Below are 15,142 nucleotides of genomic sequence, written 5' to 3' on the forward strand. Positions count from 1 at the left end.
CCCCCCCCCCCCAACCTGCGTGCAAGGAGCCCTCGTTGACCACCGCCCCCGCCCACCCCACCGAGATCCGCTACTGCCAGCACGCCGCCCGGGTCACCCGCATCGAAGCACCCGTCGTCACCGAGCTGGTCGCCGCCATGGCACACCTGGACCAGGCGCTGGAGACCGACCCCCGCGACAGCGCCGCCTACTACGCGCCCCGCGGCCAGGAGCACCTGGTCCCCGACTGGATCCGCGCCAACGCCGACAGGATCCGCGCCAGCCTGGACGCCCTGGTCACCCGCTACACCGACCCCGGCAGCGGCCTCATCAGCCAGTTCACCGACCTGCCCAGCACCTGGACCGACCCGGCCACCGGCCGCACCTGGGACCTGACCGCCGACTACCTGCCCGCCGCCGACGACCGCCGCCGCCCCGGCATCGTGTGGCGCTACCGCGGCATGCACGCCGCCGGCGGCGCCCCGATCCTCCACCCCCACCACCTGCCCGACCGCACCCCGTGCGCCGGACCCTGCTGGCCCGTCGGCACCGTCGCGACCATCGCCATCGGGAGCAGCGCATGAACCCTCCTGCCGTCACCGCCTTCGCGGAGACCGCCGCCCTGTACGCCGTCATGAACGAGGACCTGCCGGACGCCCGCCGCATCGTCGGCGACATGCTGCCCGGCGAACGCGCCCAGCTCGCCCAGCAACTGGACCAGCTGCGCGAACTGCTCGGCCCCCGCTGCGACGGCTGCGACGCCCTCACCCCCATCGGCACGAGCGTCCTCACCGACGCGCTGAGCCCCAACCGGCAGTACCTGTGCCGCGACTGCGCCGCCGCACGCACCCCCGCGCCGGCGACCTGACCCGCCGACCCGCCCGGCTCCCGGCGCCCCGCCCCGCGTGGCGGCTCCGGGGGCCGGACAGGCCGACCGGCCTCCCCAGCACCCCGTCCCCGCCGCAGCAACCGCTGTGGACAACTCACAAGGAGAGCAGTCGCTTTGGCGAAAGCGCCCGCCGTCATAGGTGTCCTCACCGAGCCCGCCCCGCCCACCTGGTGGAAGGCCAACCGGCACAAGGTCTTCCTCATCCTCGGCCTGATCTGCGGCTTCTACATCGGCACCCACAGTAGCGACGCCACGCCCAAAACCGACCAGCCCCGGCCGGCGCACACCGCGCCCGCCGACCCCAGCACCGGCTCAAGCCCGTCCCGCTGACCACGAGAGGCGACACCACCATGAGCGTCACCCCGTTCCCCCACTCCCGCGCCGACCACAAGCAGGAGCCCACCACCCAGGCCCGGGCCTACAGCTGGTGGAATCAGGTCAGCGCAGAACACGGCTGGCTCGGCCGCCGCCTCCACGACATCCAGATGGCCCCCACCTACGGCTGGCGGCTCATGGCCGGATGGATCAAGACCGTCATCATCATCGGCGTCGCCGCGGCCGCGCTCTTCTCGCTGTACGGCATCGGGACCACCGTGATCGACGCGGCACGCGCCCTTCCCTGGTCCGCCCCGACCGGCGACGACCACACCGGCCTGCTCGCCACCATCGACCAGCCGATCCGCTCCTACCTCGCCACCCACACCCAGACACTGCCGATCAGCGCCACCACCGCCTACAGCACCTGGCAGGCCGTCGGCGTCGTCGCATTCATCCTCGGCTACCTCCGCAACGGCGGAGCCCGCCTCACCTGGACCGCGTGGGGCGCGGCCACCGTCGCCATGGTGTGGATCGGCACCCCCGAATCCGGCCGCCAGGTCGCCGCCGGCATCGCCGTCCTCGCCTGGACGACCCTGTCCCTCCTGGCCCTGCGCGGCATCAGCCTCACCCCGGCCGCCTTCGTCCACGTCGACGTCCATAACCAGGCTCCGCCCGCCCCCGAAGTCCGCGCGGAGATCCACCTGCCGCGCCAGCCCTCTTCGTACAAGCCGTACGACCCCACCCATCAGCCGCCGTCCCCGAACTGACCTGACCGCTGCCTGTCCGGCCCGCGCCCCCGCGCGCGGACCGGGCGGAGAACAGTCAGGACCCAGATATGAGTGCTGTCCGACATCACCCCGACCAGTTCCTCTTGGAGGTTCAGATGGAGACCATGGAGCTTTACCCGGTGGTCGTCTCCCGCTACCCGCAGGACCAGGATCACGCGCCGCTGCTCTCCGACCCGGCGACGGCCCGCCTTGTCCTGGCCGGGGACGTGGCCGACGGTGACGTGATCCTCGCGGTCGTGGATGAGAGGGGCTGCGACTACTTCCTCGAGGAGTACACCGCCCACCCGCAGCCGTTCGATCCGGAGTGTGAGTGCGGTGTGTGCTGTCAAGTCGAAGAAGAGGAGAGGCCGATCGTCGTGCTCACCACCGACTACCGAGGCTCAGGCTTCTGCGACCCCATGCCGGTCGACACGCTGCTCCTGGCCGTGCCCGCCGCCACGGCCTGAACCCTCGTTGCCGTTCGGAGGCCGTGTGGCACGGCGCCTGAACCGTACGGAGTTTCCCGCAAGAAACACCGGGGCGCCGCGCGGAATCTCCGTGCGGCGCACCTCGTACGTGACGCCCCGCGATTAAGCGTTAGACGGCTGTCGGCCTGTTGACCACGGCTTCCCTCCCAGTTGACGCGACGTCAGATGTCCCTGGGCCCCTTGCCGTCGCGGATCTTGGTGATGTACTCGCGGGTGAAGCCGCTGTCCCGCGCGATGGTCGACGGGCCGATCCCTTCGGCCAGGGCCGCCTTGATGGTGGCGAACAGCTTCTTGCGAGCCTCGTCGTAGGCGGTCTTCGCCCGACGGATCTCCTCCCGTGGGTCACCCGATGGATCGGGAGGTTCCACGGTGATGGTGCTGCTCTGGCGGGGGAATCGCTGCGATATGAGGGAGACTCGCCGCTCGTCCCGTTGGGAGTTGTACCGAGGATGCTCATCGGCGATGGCTGCCTGTTCTGCAGCCCCGGCCTCCACGCGGGTGTCGTACCAGGTCATCTCCACCCGTGAGACCTGCGGCCACCACGTCTTGTCGGCCTCATGCTGCTTCAGCGCGCCTGCGGGCGTCGGCTGATGCCGACGTAGAGCAGTACCTCCTTGGCGTCGTAGAGCCGGTAGAGCGCGGTCCTTCCGTTCGGGTCGTCCACGTCTGCCCTATCTACCGCTGGTACTTGGGGTCTGCGTTGATGCCGTTCTCTCGAGCGATACGCCGTACGTACGCCGCAGTGAACGGCGATCGGTTCGTGACGTCCGTGGGGCGCATCCCGCTCTTCAGCGCCGCAACGACAGCTGCGACGGCTGCCTTTCGTGCCCTGTCGTGGGCTTCCCCGGTCTCTCTGTACCGCTGCGCGGCCTGATCCAGTGCCTGCTCAACATCCATGCGCAACAGAGTATCGCTACACACTTGCGTATCGCTCCTCTGTATCGCTACTTTGTATCGCAACGGCGGATCGATGACCCGGCGAAGGAGGCAGCCCGTGCGTACGGACGACTTCGACCCGCAAGCGAGCGACGACCTGGTCGACGTGGACCTGTACGACGACGGCTCCTTCCCCGAGTACGGCTTCCTCCAGGCCCCCAACGCTGCGGCCGTGCTCGCAGCGGTACGGGGTGAGGGGCCCGTACCGGAGACCGGGTTCGCGACCCGCCGCCAGCTACGCGCGCTGGGCCTGAGCCCCGGCCGTCAGGAGCCCATCGCGGCACTCACGTGGCGCGGCGGACTGCGAAAGGCCTGGTTCTACCGCATCGAGCTGGCGGTCCCGAAACGGACCCCGACCCTGGCCCAGGAATGGGCGCTGGACAAGGCGATGGCTGCGAGGCAGACCTGCCCGAAGTGCCGCCGCCGCTACTTCCACTGCCTCCGCCTACGGACGGTCGGCAGCTGCGAGGAGTGCTTCGACGGCACTCCCGCCGACCCCGGCTCCTACATCCCGCCGGCCTCCACGAAGGCCGCCTGACCGCTCTGCGCGACGACGACACCCAACACACCCAACTGGGGGGAGAACCCGTGTTCAGCAAGGACCAGCTCGCCAGCCTCACCGACGCCGACCGTGACGAACTCATCCGCGACTTCATGACCGAGTACGGCGTCAGCGAGCCCACAGCCGCCATGGCGACCAACCTGTTCATCACCATCGCGTCCGCCATGCCCGAGGACCAGGCGCAGGAGGAGTTCCAGCGGGCCGTCACGCAGATGCTCGCGCAGGGCGCGCAGGGCGAGTCGTGGGCACAGGAGTTCATCCAGGCGATGTTCAACAAGCGGCTGCCGGGCTTCCGCGCCACCTACCAGCGCGCCATCACCGCCGGCCAGGACCCCGCCGCCCAGCTGGTGCGCGAGCACGCGATGCCCGCCGCGGCCGCGGCCGAGCTCGTCACCCTGCTCAAGAGCGAGACCGGCGTCGCGACCACCAAGCCCGCCGACGAGCAGAACCGGCAGGAGGCGCCCGCCGGGCGGCCGTACCTCGCCGACGTCACCTGCCCATCCGGCACGGTCAAGGTGACCGTCGACCCGACCGTCACGGTCCCCAGCGCCAGGGTGCGCACCGACGACAAGACCGGCCCCTCCGCGGACGCCGTGCGACGCAGCACCGTCTCCCTCGACGGCGACCGGCTCACCGTCCGCGTCCCGGAGATCGAGGGCGTGGGCGGCGTCACCCAGATCATCAACACCGGCCGCGGCACGCGGATCTACCAGAGCGCCGGCGTCGTCTATGGCTCCGTCACCGGCGTCACGATCGACGGGAACGGCAACATGACCATCGGCGGCGTCTCCGGCGGCGTCGCCTCCAGCCCGATCGAGGTCCTCGTGACCCTCCCGGCCGGGTCCGGCGTCAAGGTGGACTCGCACAACGCCCACCTCGAGGTCGACGGCCCGCTGGCCGCCCTGCGCATGGACACCCACAACGGGCACGTCCGCGCCGGCGTCGTCGGCCGCGCGAGGATCGACGGCCACAACGGCAACTACACCTTCGAGGCCATCCAGGAGTCGGTCGACATCGACTCCCACAACGGCCACACCACGATCGGCAGCTACCACGGCAGCGACGCCCGCGTGACCACCCACAACGGCACCCTGAACCTCGCCGCCACCCCCCATGCCACCGGCCCGATCGTGGCCCGCACCCACAACGGCTCGATCACCCTGCGCGGCGTACGCGGACGGCAGGACCTGGACGTCCGCACCAGCACCCACAACGGCAGCGTCCACAAGATCTGACCCGGCCCGCTTCGGTCGGTCCCGGCCGCCCAGGTGAGGGCGCGCCGGGGCCGGCGGTGGCCGACCGGCCAGCACCGCCCGGCCCGGGCGTGCCCGTGTCGTCAAGGACGACCCGAGGTGCGCCAAGTGAGCCGCCGCACGCGGCGAGCCCGCCACGGCCGCGACCGGTCCTGGCTGGGCGACCTGTTCGCCTCGCTGATCGACGCCCCCGTCGGCCTCATCCGCTGACCCGGCCCGCTTCTGTCGGCCCCGAGCCACGCGCCCGGGGCCGGTGGTGGCCGACCGGAATCAGGCGCCACCCCTGACCCGCCCCAACTCCTGTGAGGAGAAGCCGTGCTGCACCTGCCCTGGATGAGCCACTCGGACCGCAAACGGTGGAAGACCGCCCGAACCCTGACCGACCTCGGGCAGCTCACCGCCGCCTGGTGGGAGGGCACCGTGCGCAGGCTCCCTGATCAACGCGCGAACTACCGCCCGCATCCCACCCTCACCGCGCACACCGCCGTCCTCGCGACCGCCAACCGAGCGGGATTCCTCATCCCGGCCGCGCAGGCCGGCCTCACCGACCACGCGGTGCAGCAGCGCGCCGCGGTGCAGGGCTTCGTCTCCGAACCGGCCCTCGTCCGCCGCCTGGTCGACGCTGCCGAGAAGGCTGGGCTCGAGATCGTCCTCAACGACTGGCTCGACTTCGAGTACGACGGGCCCGGCACCGGCATCACCGTCACCACCGGCGACGGTCGCGACGTCGTCTTCGGCCAGGCCCTCGGCCTGGCGGACCTGAAGGCGATGTGGCCGAGCCTCCCGTACGCCGTGGGCGCTGTCGCGCCCGCCCTCCAGATCACCCTCGCCGACCCGCAGTTCGGCCCCAGCATCCTCCTGTGGGACACGCTCGCCGCCGCGCCGCGGCCCGCCGCTCCGTCCCCCGCCCCGAAGGTTGTGTGCCGGGAGTGCGGCTGCACCGCCATCGACTGGCAGGTCTGCGGCGACGGCTGCTCCGGCGTCCTGGACCAGGCCGACGGGCGCTGCGCCGCCTGCATCGACCCCAGCGTGATCATCGACTGGTCGAAGGAGCCAGAAGAGAAGGAGTGCGCCCTGTGCGGTGCCCCCTTCTACCACGCGGGCGACTACTGCTCCGAGGCATGCGACCGAGCTGACTGGTCCGACGCCGACGACCCGCCGGTCCACCGGTCCACGGAGTCCGACGACTCCCCCAACGAGTGCACGCTGTGCCGCGCCCCGTTCTCCGGCACCGGCGACTACTGCACCGTCCTGTGCAAGCTCGCCGACACCCCCTGGAGCGACGGCGAGGGCGAGCCGCCGCTTCGCGCATCCGAACGCATCCAGGCGAAGCGCCGCCAAGCGGCTGCCCCTGACGACCCGTGGGCCACCAGCCCGTTCTGAGCCTGGAGACCATTCCCATGGACATCCGCATCACCTCGTTCGGGCACCTGCACGGGCCCGCCCCCGTCGGCGCGCACATCACCCTCGACCTGCGTCGGTTCCGCGACCCGCACCTCGACCCGAGCCTGCGCACCCTGACCGCCCGCGACCGCAAGGTCATCCGGGCCGTGAAGCGCACCCCTGGCATCGAGCAGCTGCTCGCCGCCACCGTCGCCCAGGCCCAGGCGTACGCCCGCGGCCCCGGCGCCGGACAGCACCCGCTGCACATCGCGGTCGGCTGTGCAGGCGAGAGGCACCACGCCGGTGTCACGGCCTACCTGCTGGCCCGGCGCCTGCGCCGCCGGGGTCACCGGGTCGCCCTCCACCACCGCGACCTGCACCGTCCCGTCGTCGAACACGCCGCAGCCTGACGGCTCCCCGTGCCACCCCAACCCGGCCCGCTGGGCTGGGGCGATGCGGAGGACCGGACAGTCCGGCCCGGCACCACAGACCCTCTCGGAGGCCAACTTGAGCAAGCAGCCGATCCACTACATGGTGACGATGCCCGACGGCACTGTCCCGCCCACCAGCTCGTCCACCGCACCCTTCACGACGATCAACCTCACTGAGCACGTCGGCCAGGCCGTCGACCACCCCACCCCGGGGCGCCCCTGGTACGACGAAGGCCCCTTCTCCTACTTCCGTACCTACACCCAGCGCGGCGTCGGCGAGGTCCTGGACCGTCGCGTCGAGTGGCCTGTCGAGTGGCCTGTCCGGCTGTGGGTCGTCGAACCGCTCGGACAGACGGGCAACTGGGACACCAAGTACTACCCGTACTGGGTGCTGTGCCACCAGCTGAAGGTCGTCGAGGAGACCGAGATCTGGCGGGCCTTCGGCCACCGCGGCAAGAAGGTCATGGACCTCATCGACCGTCAGTTGCCCGACCTCGCCCGGCAGTGGGCCGAGGAGTGGACGGCTGACCCGGACGGCACGCGCCGGCGGTACGACGCCTGGTCCGAGCGCTTGGACGACACCCGCGCACTGAGCGACTGGGTGCACTTCAAGGCGCGCTACTCCCGGCGGGAGGCGGCAAAGGAGGTGGCGCAGAAGCTCTCCCGGGCTGCCGCCGAGCAGGCCGTCACCGCCATGGGCGCCGACAAGGACGCCGTCGACGCGATCAGCCTCCGCGCCTGGTGCCTCACCGCCGGCCAACTGATGCACGACCGCATCTGCCGCGGCGACTACGAGAAGAGCATCCGCGCGCTTCTGCTCGGCACCGCTCTCGACACGAACGCCCCCGCCCTCGCGTGCGCCTGAGCCGTCTGACGGCCCCCTGTGCTGCCTCACCCCCAACCGGGGCTGAGGCGGTGCGGCGAGGTCATCCAGGAGCGTGCTGCCGAGTTCGGCATGGCCGAGGTCACGCACACCGAGGCCGTCGACCTCATCAACGAGCGCCTGTACCAGCGCAGGGTCCGCCTCGCGTCCGGCAGCGCCGCCGACGAGGACCTGGACGCGAGCGTGGCCGACCCGGGATCCACGGCCGTCACCCCGCCTGCGGCCTGAGACCGGCACGTCCTCGGATCACCGAGGTGACCCTCACGTTCTGACGGCTCCCCGTGCCGCCCCAACCCCACCGCAGCGGGGCTGGGGCGGTGCGGAGGACCGGGCAGCCGGCCCGATCCCGGACGCACCAAGGAGATTCTTGTGACCGACATCCTCGAAGCGGCCGTCGTTCCCGCGCTGGACGACGCCTCCCCGCTGGCCCGCCTGTTCGCGATGGTCAGTGAACTCGACACCTACACCGAGGCCGAGCAGCGCGACGACGCCGAGATCGCCGCCGCCCACCACGTCTACAACCAGTACGGCGCCACCATCGGCCAGGTCCTGGACGGCGACGACGACTGGAGCGGCAAGGTCGCGGTGAAGGACAACCGGTTGGAGGCGAGCGCGGTCGCCTGGCTGGAGGGCGGCCTGTGGCTGCAAGACACCCTCGACATCAGCGAGGACGACGGCGCCCGCGACGTCCTCACCCTGATCGCGCCCTGCGCCTGCGGCTCCGGCTACATCTGCTTCCAGCTGGAGAACGAGGAAGACCTGCTGGAGATCCTCACCGATCTGCGCCGCACCGGCGGCCGCGTCCCGCACCAGCACGACGACGACTGCGCCAGCGTCCCCGACCCGCACGCCCCCGCCCAGAAGTAACTGCCTGGGGGCGGCCGCCGCATCCGACCAGAACGCTCACGGCCGCCCCCGGTTCTCCCGCAGCCCGAACATCGAGATGAGGAGCACCTCCAGCATGACCGATCACAGCACCCGAGCCACCCGTTTCGCCGCCGCGTACGCCCTGCTGCGCATGGCTGCGGATCTGGGTGACCACTGGATCCAGTCCGACCACCAGGCCGTCACCAAGGGCCAGCACGACGAGAACGAGGGACAGTCCACCACCGGAAAGGGCAACTTCTACACCCTGGGCGGCCCGCTGGGCGGCAACTACGCCCTGGACCAGGCCTTCCACCACGCCGTGGAAACCGTCGCGGCTGCCATCGCGGCCTCCAAGTGAGCCCCGCCGACCGTCCCGCGCCCACCCAGCGCCTCGTTCCTGCAGGGAGCCCGCACATGAAGCACCTCGACCTCGACTTCCCCGATATTGGTAACCCCGGCTATCAGTCCTTGCGGAGTGCTCTGCGGGCGACCTCTGCCGCGTAGCCGGGACGAGTGTTCCCTGCGTCCTGGGACCACAGGGTGGCGGTGTTGATGTGGAGGCCGAGAAGTCGGCTGAGGACCACGGCGGGAAGCTGCCCCGCCAGCTCCATGAGAGCGGTGTTCCGGCCGGCTCGGGTTGGGATACCGAGTCGGTTGAGGCGCTTTTTGAGGTGTTCAGGGCTCATCGGGCGTCCGGGGAATCCGCCAGGGAAGAGCCAGGGGTGGGCGTCGGTGTGCCCGACGGCTGCATACCCCTTGCGGGTGCGGACGAGATCGCGGATCAGAGTGCTCAGGGGTTCGGGAATCTCGACCGGACGTGTTCCCAGGATGAGGTGGAGCATCTTGCCTGTGTCCGTGACCTGGGCCGTGGTGAGGTTCGTGATGCGCGTGCAAGGCTGGCCGTAGAGCAGGACCAGGCACCCGGCGACGCGGTCGACGGTGGAAAGTTCCGTGTCGTGCAGGAGGCGGCGGCTCAGGCTCCATCGTTGATCGGGTTCCGGAAGCGACTGCTGGCCGCGTGTGCTGCGGCGAGTGGGTATGACGACGCCGTGTGCGTGGCCGCGGGCCAGGCTCCAGACGAGGAAGTTGCGGGCGCCGAGAGCGATGGTCTCGTTCGAGACGAGCCACTCGTCGATGTCCCGCTGGGTGCAGGCGGACAGGGATGTGCCCTGTTCACGGAGCCAGCTGAGGAGCCGGATGGCTGCCTTGATGTCGCTCTGGACGGTGACGATCTGGTTGTGGTTGAGCGGGCGCCAGGCGGCTCGCCGGCGCAGGCGGCGCATGTGGAACCAGACCGAGAAGTTCCGCAAGTCGCGTTGCTCTTCGGGTACTTCGATCCTTTGAAGGGTCTCCTCGAGCCATTGCTCGAAGCGGATGAGGAACTCGTCTCGTTCCGGAAGTACGCCGTTGGCGACCAAGGCGGCGCGCAGGAAACGGACTGCCTTCGACGGCGGCATGTTGTCGAGGGTTTCGTGCGTGACGGGGCCGGATCCGGAGGCGAGGTCGGAGAGCAGACGCCGCGGTCCTGGTCGGCCCAGCCAGAGCAGCAGGGAGGAAGGCTCGCTGCGGGTCAAGGTGGAGACGACGGGCTCCAGGTGCAGACGCATGCTCCCAGTGGGGTCCGCAAGAGAACCGCGCAGCTGGCGGGTGGCGGCGCATTGCGCGCAGAGGCCGTAGTGGTGGAGGCGTTCGACGACGCCGCATTCGACGCAGTCGGAGAAGGAGACGGGGTCGTTGGCGTAACAGCTCTTGCAGAGTGGCCCGTCGAGTGTCCGGCCATGGACTCGACGGACATGGCCGCAGGTCAGACAGGGTTCCTTGCGTCGGGCGCAGGTCTCGCAGAGAGCGGACCCGTCATCGGCGCGGACCCAGACGTGACGGATCGTGCCGCAGCGGATGCAGGGTTCCTTATTGAGGCGGGCGGTGCAGGTCGGACAGCGTGGTGAGTCGGTGTCGGCGTGGTGGCAGGGTTTGTAGTCACCGCAACTCGAACACGTCGCCAGAGGAGGCCGCCAGCATCGCTTGCAGAGGGCGCCGTCCTCGCCGCGGGTGAGCAGAGCCAGGCGTCCGCATCCGGCGCAGGTCTCGTGGTTGACCGGATCACGGCGCATGCAGCGCGAGCAGAGTGGCTCGCCCTGGGGCGTGCGGACGGCGGTGCCGGATGGCTGGTGACAGCGTGAGCAGGGCAGGAGCAGCGTTTCGTCGTAACAGCGGCGGCAGCACCGTGCGTCGTTGCGCCGGAATCGCAACGCGACTGTGCGACGGCAGAAGGGACAGGCCGGCAGGGCGATGCCGCGGGCGCCGTTCTCGATCAGGGTCTCGATGAGCGCGATCACCCGGGTTGATCCGTAGGCTCCCTGTCCTGAGAGCAGTTCCGGGCGGCGGGTGAGTTCGTCCGCGACCTTGCGGCGCTGGAAGGGCTGAGGCGCTGATATCTCCACCGCCCGGGCCAGTTCCTGATCATCCAGTCCGGTGTTCAGGGTCTGCAGCACGGCGATGATCGCCTCGGCTCCGTCTTCGGCCGGCAGGTGCTGTTGGCAGCGAGGACGGCCATCCTGGTCCCAGGCGACGACCCGCAGCGTCTTCCCGCAGACGGCGCAGGGAAGGCGGTTCAGAGCCCGCCGGGGGTCACCGCAGTGAGCGCAGAACCGCTTGTTCCCCTCGACCCGGCGCAGCGGGTGGTCCTTCCCGCAGCGGGCGCACCGAGGCAGGACCAGACGGGAGGCGCCGTGCGGCTGCAGAGCCCGTATCAGCAGTTCGATGAGCCGGGGCCCCTCGGGCCTCCCGGTGGTGAGGAGGTCGGGCGCGGCCGTCAGTGCCTGGGCCAGCCGGCGGAGCTTGGCGCGGGTGTCGGCTATCTGGTCGACGCTGTGTTCAAGGAGATTGAGGGGCAGGTCGGGCTCGGTGGCGATGAGCACTTCAAGGATCACCGCCCGCGGTTCCGTCAGGAACCGCGGGGCATCGCTGGTGGCGCTGGATATCACGTCGGTCAGAGGATGCGGGCGCGCTTGGGCCGGAACGAGCCGACGCCGGGCTCGGGGACTTCGGCGGCCGCGGTGGCAGTTGTCTCGCCGGAGGCGGCCTTGCGTTGCTGTCCGGTGGCGCGAACGGGTTCGATGAGCTCGTCCATCCGGCAGCCCAGGATGTCCAGCAGGGCCATCAGCGTCTTCATGCTCAGCCGCTCGGGCTTCTCGGTGACCAGCCGGAAGACCTGGCTGGCGGAGAGACTGATGCCCCGCTCGGCCAGCAGCGGCCGGAGGTCGGTGGTGGAGAACATGCCGCGGGTGGCCATGAGTTCCCGCAGGTGCCACTGGTAGTCCAGCTTGGCGGTCATACCGTCTCCAGTTCTTCGGCCGCGAAGGCCCGGTCGAGGGCGTTGCGCATCATCGTGTTCATGAAGTCCGTGCTGACCCCGGTGTAGATGGCGGTGGTCGATGCGAAGCGGTGGCCGACCTGTTCCTGTACGAACTTCGGGTCGACGCCGTCCTCGATCTGGTGCGTGACGTGGCTGTGGCGAAGGCAATGAGGGACCAGCTCTTTGTCGAAGCCGAGGGCATCACGGTAGGCGGCGAACCGCGTCTCGATCTCCCGGGGTTGGAGGCGGCCGCCCCGCTCGGTCAGCCACACGGCCTTGCTGCCGGCGTGATGCCGAAACCGCGGACGGATGTTGAGGAGGTAGTCCTCCAGGGACTCCACCGCCCAGGGCATAACGCTGGCCACCATCCGGCGACGAGGACCCGAGCCCTTCGTCGCCTTGCCCCAACGGACGTTCATCATCCCGAACTTGCCCAGCTCGGGTGCCTTCGCGTTGCGGTAGAAATCGGTGAGGTCCAGGCGGGACACCTCGCGGGCCCGCAGGCCCCAGCCATAGATCGTCTTGAAGACGGTGGCGTCCCGGTAGGCCGTCAGGGCGCCCTTCCGGCCGAGGCGGATCGCCTTCTCGACCTGGTCATCTGCGTAGTCGAAGAGAGCCTGGCACTCTTCCCTCGTCAGCGGCCGGCGTTCGACGTCGCCTTCGTAATCCTCCAGGTGAGCCGCAGTGTTCCACTCGTGGCAGATCTGGATGGGATGCGTCCCGAACCGCTTGATGCACTCCTCAGCCCACCCGTAGTGGGGCGAGGTGATGAAGTCGCAGAACAGGCGGATCGCCCCCTGGTAAGAGCGGATCGTTGACCTCGCCCGTCCCTGTTCCGCGATCAGCGAGAACGACCACTCGTCCATGTGCGCGGCAGTCCAGTTCCACGGGTACTCGCCGCTGAAGTCGACGAATCGCCGTACGAGCCGACGACGCTCCTCGATCGTCTCGGGGTCCAGGCGGCGTCCGCGCTGCTGCTTCTCCCACCCGACGAGCATCCCGTCCAGCACGGCGTCTTCCGCGTGCAGCAGGAACACCCCGTCGACCAACTCCAGCCGAGCCGATCCAGGTGACTCCTGGTCGCGCCGAACCACACCAACCCCCTTGCATCAGGAGGCCGAATCATGCAACAGATGAATGATGCTTGTCATCTTGGCAGGTCAGGGCCCATCACGGACAACACGGAGGGCTGTTATTGTGAACCGCAGGTCAGGGGCGAATCGCCCAGCATGGGATGCATCCAATGCAATTCCCCGGGGTTCCCCTGCGTCGTCGTCCTCATCGGCCCGGCCGGCTCGGGCAAGTCCACCCTGGCCAGCACCTGGGAGCCCACCCAGGTCCTCGGCCTCGACCACTACAGGGCCCTGGTCTCGGACTCGGCCGGCGACCAGTCCGCCACCGGCGACGCCGTCTTCGCCCTCCTCCGCGTCCTCGAGGCCCGTCTACGCCGCGGGCTGACCTCCGTCATCGACGCCACCTCCACCAACCCCGACGACCGGGCCACGCTCCTGGCCACGGCCCGCCGCTACGGCGTCCCCACCGCCGCCGTGATCGTGCCCACGCCGCTGGACGTGTGCCTCGAGCGCAACGCCGCACGCACCGGCGACCGCCACGTTCCCGAGGACACCGTCCGCGCCCAGCACCAGGCGATGGTTGCCACCGCCTCCCCCGCCCGCCTGCGGCACGAGGGCTTCGACTACGCCGAATTCGCCCCTAGCCTCCAGCGCCTGAACCGGCTCGGTGTGCTGCTGCGCCGCGTCAGCGACGCACGCAGGCGGGAGCTCGGCCTGGACGGCGGCGACGGCGTGGACAACGACGAACGCCTCCTGCGCCGCTTCTTCGGCCCCGAGATCGCCCGCTTGGCCACCTGGAAAGACGGCTCGGGCCTCGTCACCGGCGAGGACCGCGTCGTAGTCCTGGAAGTCGCCGGCGACTACCGCACCCTGGCCTTCCGGCGCGACGCCGACGGCGAGGGCAACTACGGCTTCGACATCCTGGTGCCCTGCCCCACCGACGCCGTCGACGAAGACGAGCGGTGCGGCGGCCCGGCCTGGCTGCCCGCCTACAGCGCCACCGACCTGCTGCGCGCCTACGAGGGCCAGCATGAGATCGGCGACGGCCTGGTCTGCGAGGGCTGCGGCTACGAGAGCGAGATCGACCACGAGACCGCCGACTGGGAGGCCGGAGCCGATCAGGGCGACGACCCCGAGGGCCGCGCCGACCTGCAGGCGCAGTACGCGGAGGCGGTACGGCCGTGAACACGCCCTCCATCGAACCGACCCTGGATCCGGTCGAACGCCTCGCCGCCGCCGTGCGCGCGGGGCTCGGGGAGGCGTGGGAGCCGACCATGGGCCCCAGTGCTCCGGCCGCGATCCTCACGAACGCCAGCGCGGGCCGGTCCGTCGGCGCCGACCCCGACCCGGAGACGTGCCGCATCACCCTCCAGGCGTGGATCGACGGCGGCGACGGGGTCACGCCGACCGCGATCTACACCGCGGACATCTCAGGGCACCGCGACCTCGCCCACTGGCTGTCCTGCGGCAATCTCACCGAGCCCGCAGTGGTGATGGCACAGACCCTCCGGCTGCTGCTTTCCCAACTCCCGTCCCGCCCCGACTCGCAGGACGGAGGTAACAGGTGAGCGCGACTCACAACACAGCAAAGCAGGGATGGGACCAGGCGACCTTCAGCTGCGGCCGGTGCGGTGCCAAACGCACGGTCACCACCGAGGCCGCCTACCTCCAGGTCGTGGGCGCTCACCACGACGCCCACACCGTGTGGGACCGCCTCAACCGGATCGAACGCGACGGCCTCGCCTCGATCCTGCGCGTGGTCCTGGCCGACCCGGACCTCGGCACCGAGTTCCTGGCCCTGGTCGACCAGCTCACCGCTCACCCCGCCCGCCCCGCCGACCCGCACGACGACTCACAGGAAGGAGGCGCCGCGTGAGTTTCCTGAGTCAACCTCTATGCCGCCTGGGGCGTGTCGGCGGGCGCGTTGATCTTGCTGTTGGCCTGGTGGATGGCGGGGT

Annotated in this window: 21 protein-coding genes; 16 read left to right on the forward strand and 5 right to left on the reverse strand. The window is 70.1% G+C overall.

What is annotated here, in order from left to right; genetic code table 11:
* Nucleotides 1-35: 35 nt before the first annotated feature.
* The 5 genes from H8R17_RS41785 to H8R17_RS41805 all read left to right on the forward strand — a co-directional run bounded on the left by H8R17_RS41785 (nucleotide 36) and on the right by H8R17_RS41805 (nucleotide 2,420).
* Nucleotides 36-563, forward strand: coding sequence for a hypothetical protein (locus tag H8R17_RS41785; RefSeq protein ID WP_187828419.1), 528 nt, complete (start codon nucleotides 36-38; stop codon nucleotides 561-563).
* Nucleotides 560-847 carry a hypothetical protein gene (locus H8R17_RS41790; protein ID WP_187828420.1) on the forward strand — a complete coding sequence of 96 codons (288 nt, stop codon included), beginning with the start codon at nucleotides 560-562 and terminating at the stop codon, nucleotides 845-847. Before H8R17_RS41785 ends, H8R17_RS41790 begins: the two co-directional genes overlap by 4 nt.
* Before the next feature lie 135 nt (nucleotides 848-982).
* On the forward strand, nucleotides 983-1,198 hold the full coding sequence (locus H8R17_RS41795; protein WP_187828421.1) for a hypothetical protein: 216 nt from the start codon (nucleotides 983-985) through the stop codon (nucleotides 1,196-1,198).
* 20 nt (nucleotides 1,199-1,218) lie between these two features.
* Entirely contained in the window at nucleotides 1,219-1,953 is a 735-nt protein-coding gene (locus H8R17_RS41800; protein ID WP_187828422.1) for a hypothetical protein, read from the forward strand.
* A 68-nt stretch (nucleotides 1,954-2,021) separates the two neighbouring features.
* Nucleotides 2,022-2,420 carry a hypothetical protein gene (locus H8R17_RS41805; RefSeq protein ID WP_262505933.1) on the forward strand — a complete coding sequence of 133 codons (399 nt, stop codon included), beginning with the start codon at nucleotides 2,022-2,024 and terminating at the stop codon, nucleotides 2,418-2,420.
* Nucleotides 2,421-2,602: 182 nt separating this feature from the next.
* Here the strand turns inward: H8R17_RS41805 and H8R17_RS46025 are convergent, their stop codons facing one another.
* Nucleotides 2,603-2,956, reverse strand: coding sequence for a hypothetical protein (locus H8R17_RS46025; RefSeq protein ID WP_223126086.1), 354 nt, complete (start codon nucleotides 2,954-2,956; stop codon nucleotides 2,603-2,605).
* A 160-nt stretch (nucleotides 2,957-3,116) separates the two neighbouring features.
* The gene (locus H8R17_RS41815; protein ID WP_187828423.1) at nucleotides 3,117-3,338 is read right to left on the reverse strand and encodes a hypothetical protein; all 222 of its coding nucleotides are present in this window, start codon (nucleotides 3,336-3,338) and stop codon (nucleotides 3,117-3,119) included.
* 97 nt (nucleotides 3,339-3,435) lie between these two features.
* Between H8R17_RS41815 and H8R17_RS41820 the strand changes: the two genes are divergently transcribed.
* The 8 genes from H8R17_RS41820 (at nucleotide 3,436) to H8R17_RS41855 (ending at nucleotide 9,114) form a co-directional block, all read left to right on the forward strand.
* Nucleotides 3,436-3,915: an RRQRL motif-containing zinc-binding protein gene (locus H8R17_RS41820; RefSeq protein ID WP_316959700.1), complete on the forward strand. Its 480-nt coding sequence runs from the start codon at nucleotides 3,436-3,438 to the stop codon at nucleotides 3,913-3,915.
* A 50-nt stretch (nucleotides 3,916-3,965) separates the two neighbouring features.
* The gene (locus tag H8R17_RS41825; RefSeq protein ID WP_187828425.1) at nucleotides 3,966-5,174 is read left to right on the forward strand and encodes a DUF4097 family beta strand repeat-containing protein; all 1,209 of its coding nucleotides are present in this window, start codon (nucleotides 3,966-3,968) and stop codon (nucleotides 5,172-5,174) included.
* Between the two features lie 333 nt (nucleotides 5,175-5,507).
* Nucleotides 5,508-6,575 carry a DUF6919 domain-containing protein gene (locus H8R17_RS41830; RefSeq protein WP_187828426.1) on the forward strand — a complete coding sequence of 356 codons (1,068 nt, stop codon included), beginning with the start codon at nucleotides 5,508-5,510 and terminating at the stop codon, nucleotides 6,573-6,575.
* A 17-nt stretch (nucleotides 6,576-6,592) separates the two neighbouring features.
* The gene (locus tag H8R17_RS41835) at nucleotides 6,593-6,985 is read left to right on the forward strand and encodes an RNase adapter RapZ (RefSeq protein WP_187828427.1); all 393 of its coding nucleotides are present in this window, start codon (nucleotides 6,593-6,595) and stop codon (nucleotides 6,983-6,985) included.
* 97 nt (nucleotides 6,986-7,082) lie between these two features.
* Nucleotides 7,083-7,871 (forward strand): hypothetical protein, encoded by a 789-nt coding sequence (locus H8R17_RS41840; protein ID WP_187828428.1) that lies wholly within the window; start codon nucleotides 7,083-7,085, stop codon nucleotides 7,869-7,871.
* Nucleotides 7,872-7,889: 18 nt separating this feature from the next.
* Nucleotides 7,890-8,117: a hypothetical protein gene (locus H8R17_RS41845; protein WP_187828429.1), complete on the forward strand. Its 228-nt coding sequence runs from the start codon at nucleotides 7,890-7,892 to the stop codon at nucleotides 8,115-8,117.
* Between the two features lie 141 nt (nucleotides 8,118-8,258).
* Nucleotides 8,259-8,756, forward strand: a complete 498-nt coding sequence (locus tag H8R17_RS41850; protein ID WP_187828430.1) for a hypothetical protein — start codon at nucleotides 8,259-8,261, stop codon at nucleotides 8,754-8,756.
* A gap of 94 nt (nucleotides 8,757-8,850) precedes the next feature.
* Nucleotides 8,851-9,114, forward strand: a complete 264-nt coding sequence (locus H8R17_RS41855) for a hypothetical protein (RefSeq protein ID WP_187828431.1) — start codon at nucleotides 8,851-8,853, stop codon at nucleotides 9,112-9,114.
* 103 nt (nucleotides 9,115-9,217) lie between these two features.
* Here H8R17_RS41855 and H8R17_RS41860 read toward each other — a convergent pair whose 3' ends face one another.
* The 3 genes from H8R17_RS41860 to H8R17_RS41870 are packed head-to-tail and all read right to left on the reverse strand — an operon-like array spanning nucleotide 9,218 to nucleotide 13,148.
* Complete coding sequence (locus tag H8R17_RS41860; protein WP_187828432.1) at nucleotides 9,218-11,740, reverse strand: hypothetical protein; 2,523 nt, start codon at nucleotides 11,738-11,740, stop codon at nucleotides 9,218-9,220.
* 5 nt (nucleotides 11,741-11,745) lie between these two features.
* Nucleotides 11,746-12,090 (reverse strand): helix-turn-helix transcriptional regulator, encoded by a 345-nt coding sequence (locus H8R17_RS41865; protein ID WP_187828433.1) that lies wholly within the window; start codon nucleotides 12,088-12,090, stop codon nucleotides 11,746-11,748.
* A complete protein-coding gene (locus tag H8R17_RS41870; protein WP_187828438.1) occupies nucleotides 12,087-13,148 on the reverse strand; it encodes a tyrosine-type recombinase/integrase in 1,062 nt (353 codons plus the stop codon). Before H8R17_RS41870 ends, H8R17_RS41865 begins: the two co-directional genes overlap by 4 nt.
* A 192-nt stretch (nucleotides 13,149-13,340) precedes the next feature.
* On the opposite strand from H8R17_RS41870, the gene H8R17_RS41875 reads away from it, so the two are divergent.
* The 3 genes from H8R17_RS41875 to H8R17_RS41885 are packed head-to-tail and all read left to right on the forward strand — an operon-like array spanning nucleotide 13,341 to nucleotide 15,060.
* On the forward strand, nucleotides 13,341-14,369 hold the full coding sequence (locus tag H8R17_RS41875) for an ATP-binding protein (RefSeq protein ID WP_187828434.1): 1,029 nt from the start codon (nucleotides 13,341-13,343) through the stop codon (nucleotides 14,367-14,369).
* On the forward strand, nucleotides 14,366-14,752 hold the full coding sequence (locus H8R17_RS41880; protein ID WP_187828435.1) for a hypothetical protein: 387 nt from the start codon (nucleotides 14,366-14,368) through the stop codon (nucleotides 14,750-14,752). The genes H8R17_RS41875 and H8R17_RS41880 overlap by 4 nt, the downstream gene beginning before the upstream one ends.
* Nucleotides 14,749-15,060 (forward strand): hypothetical protein, encoded by a 312-nt coding sequence (locus H8R17_RS41885; protein ID WP_316959702.1) that lies wholly within the window; start codon nucleotides 14,749-14,751, stop codon nucleotides 15,058-15,060. Before H8R17_RS41880 ends, H8R17_RS41885 begins: the two co-directional genes overlap by 4 nt.
* Nucleotides 15,061-15,142: the final 82 nt, after the last annotated feature.

Origin of the sequence: Streptomyces sp. TRM68367, from assembly GCF_014495685.1 — a bacterium.
Lineage (GTDB): Bacteria > Actinomycetota > Actinomycetes > Streptomycetales > Streptomycetaceae > Streptomyces.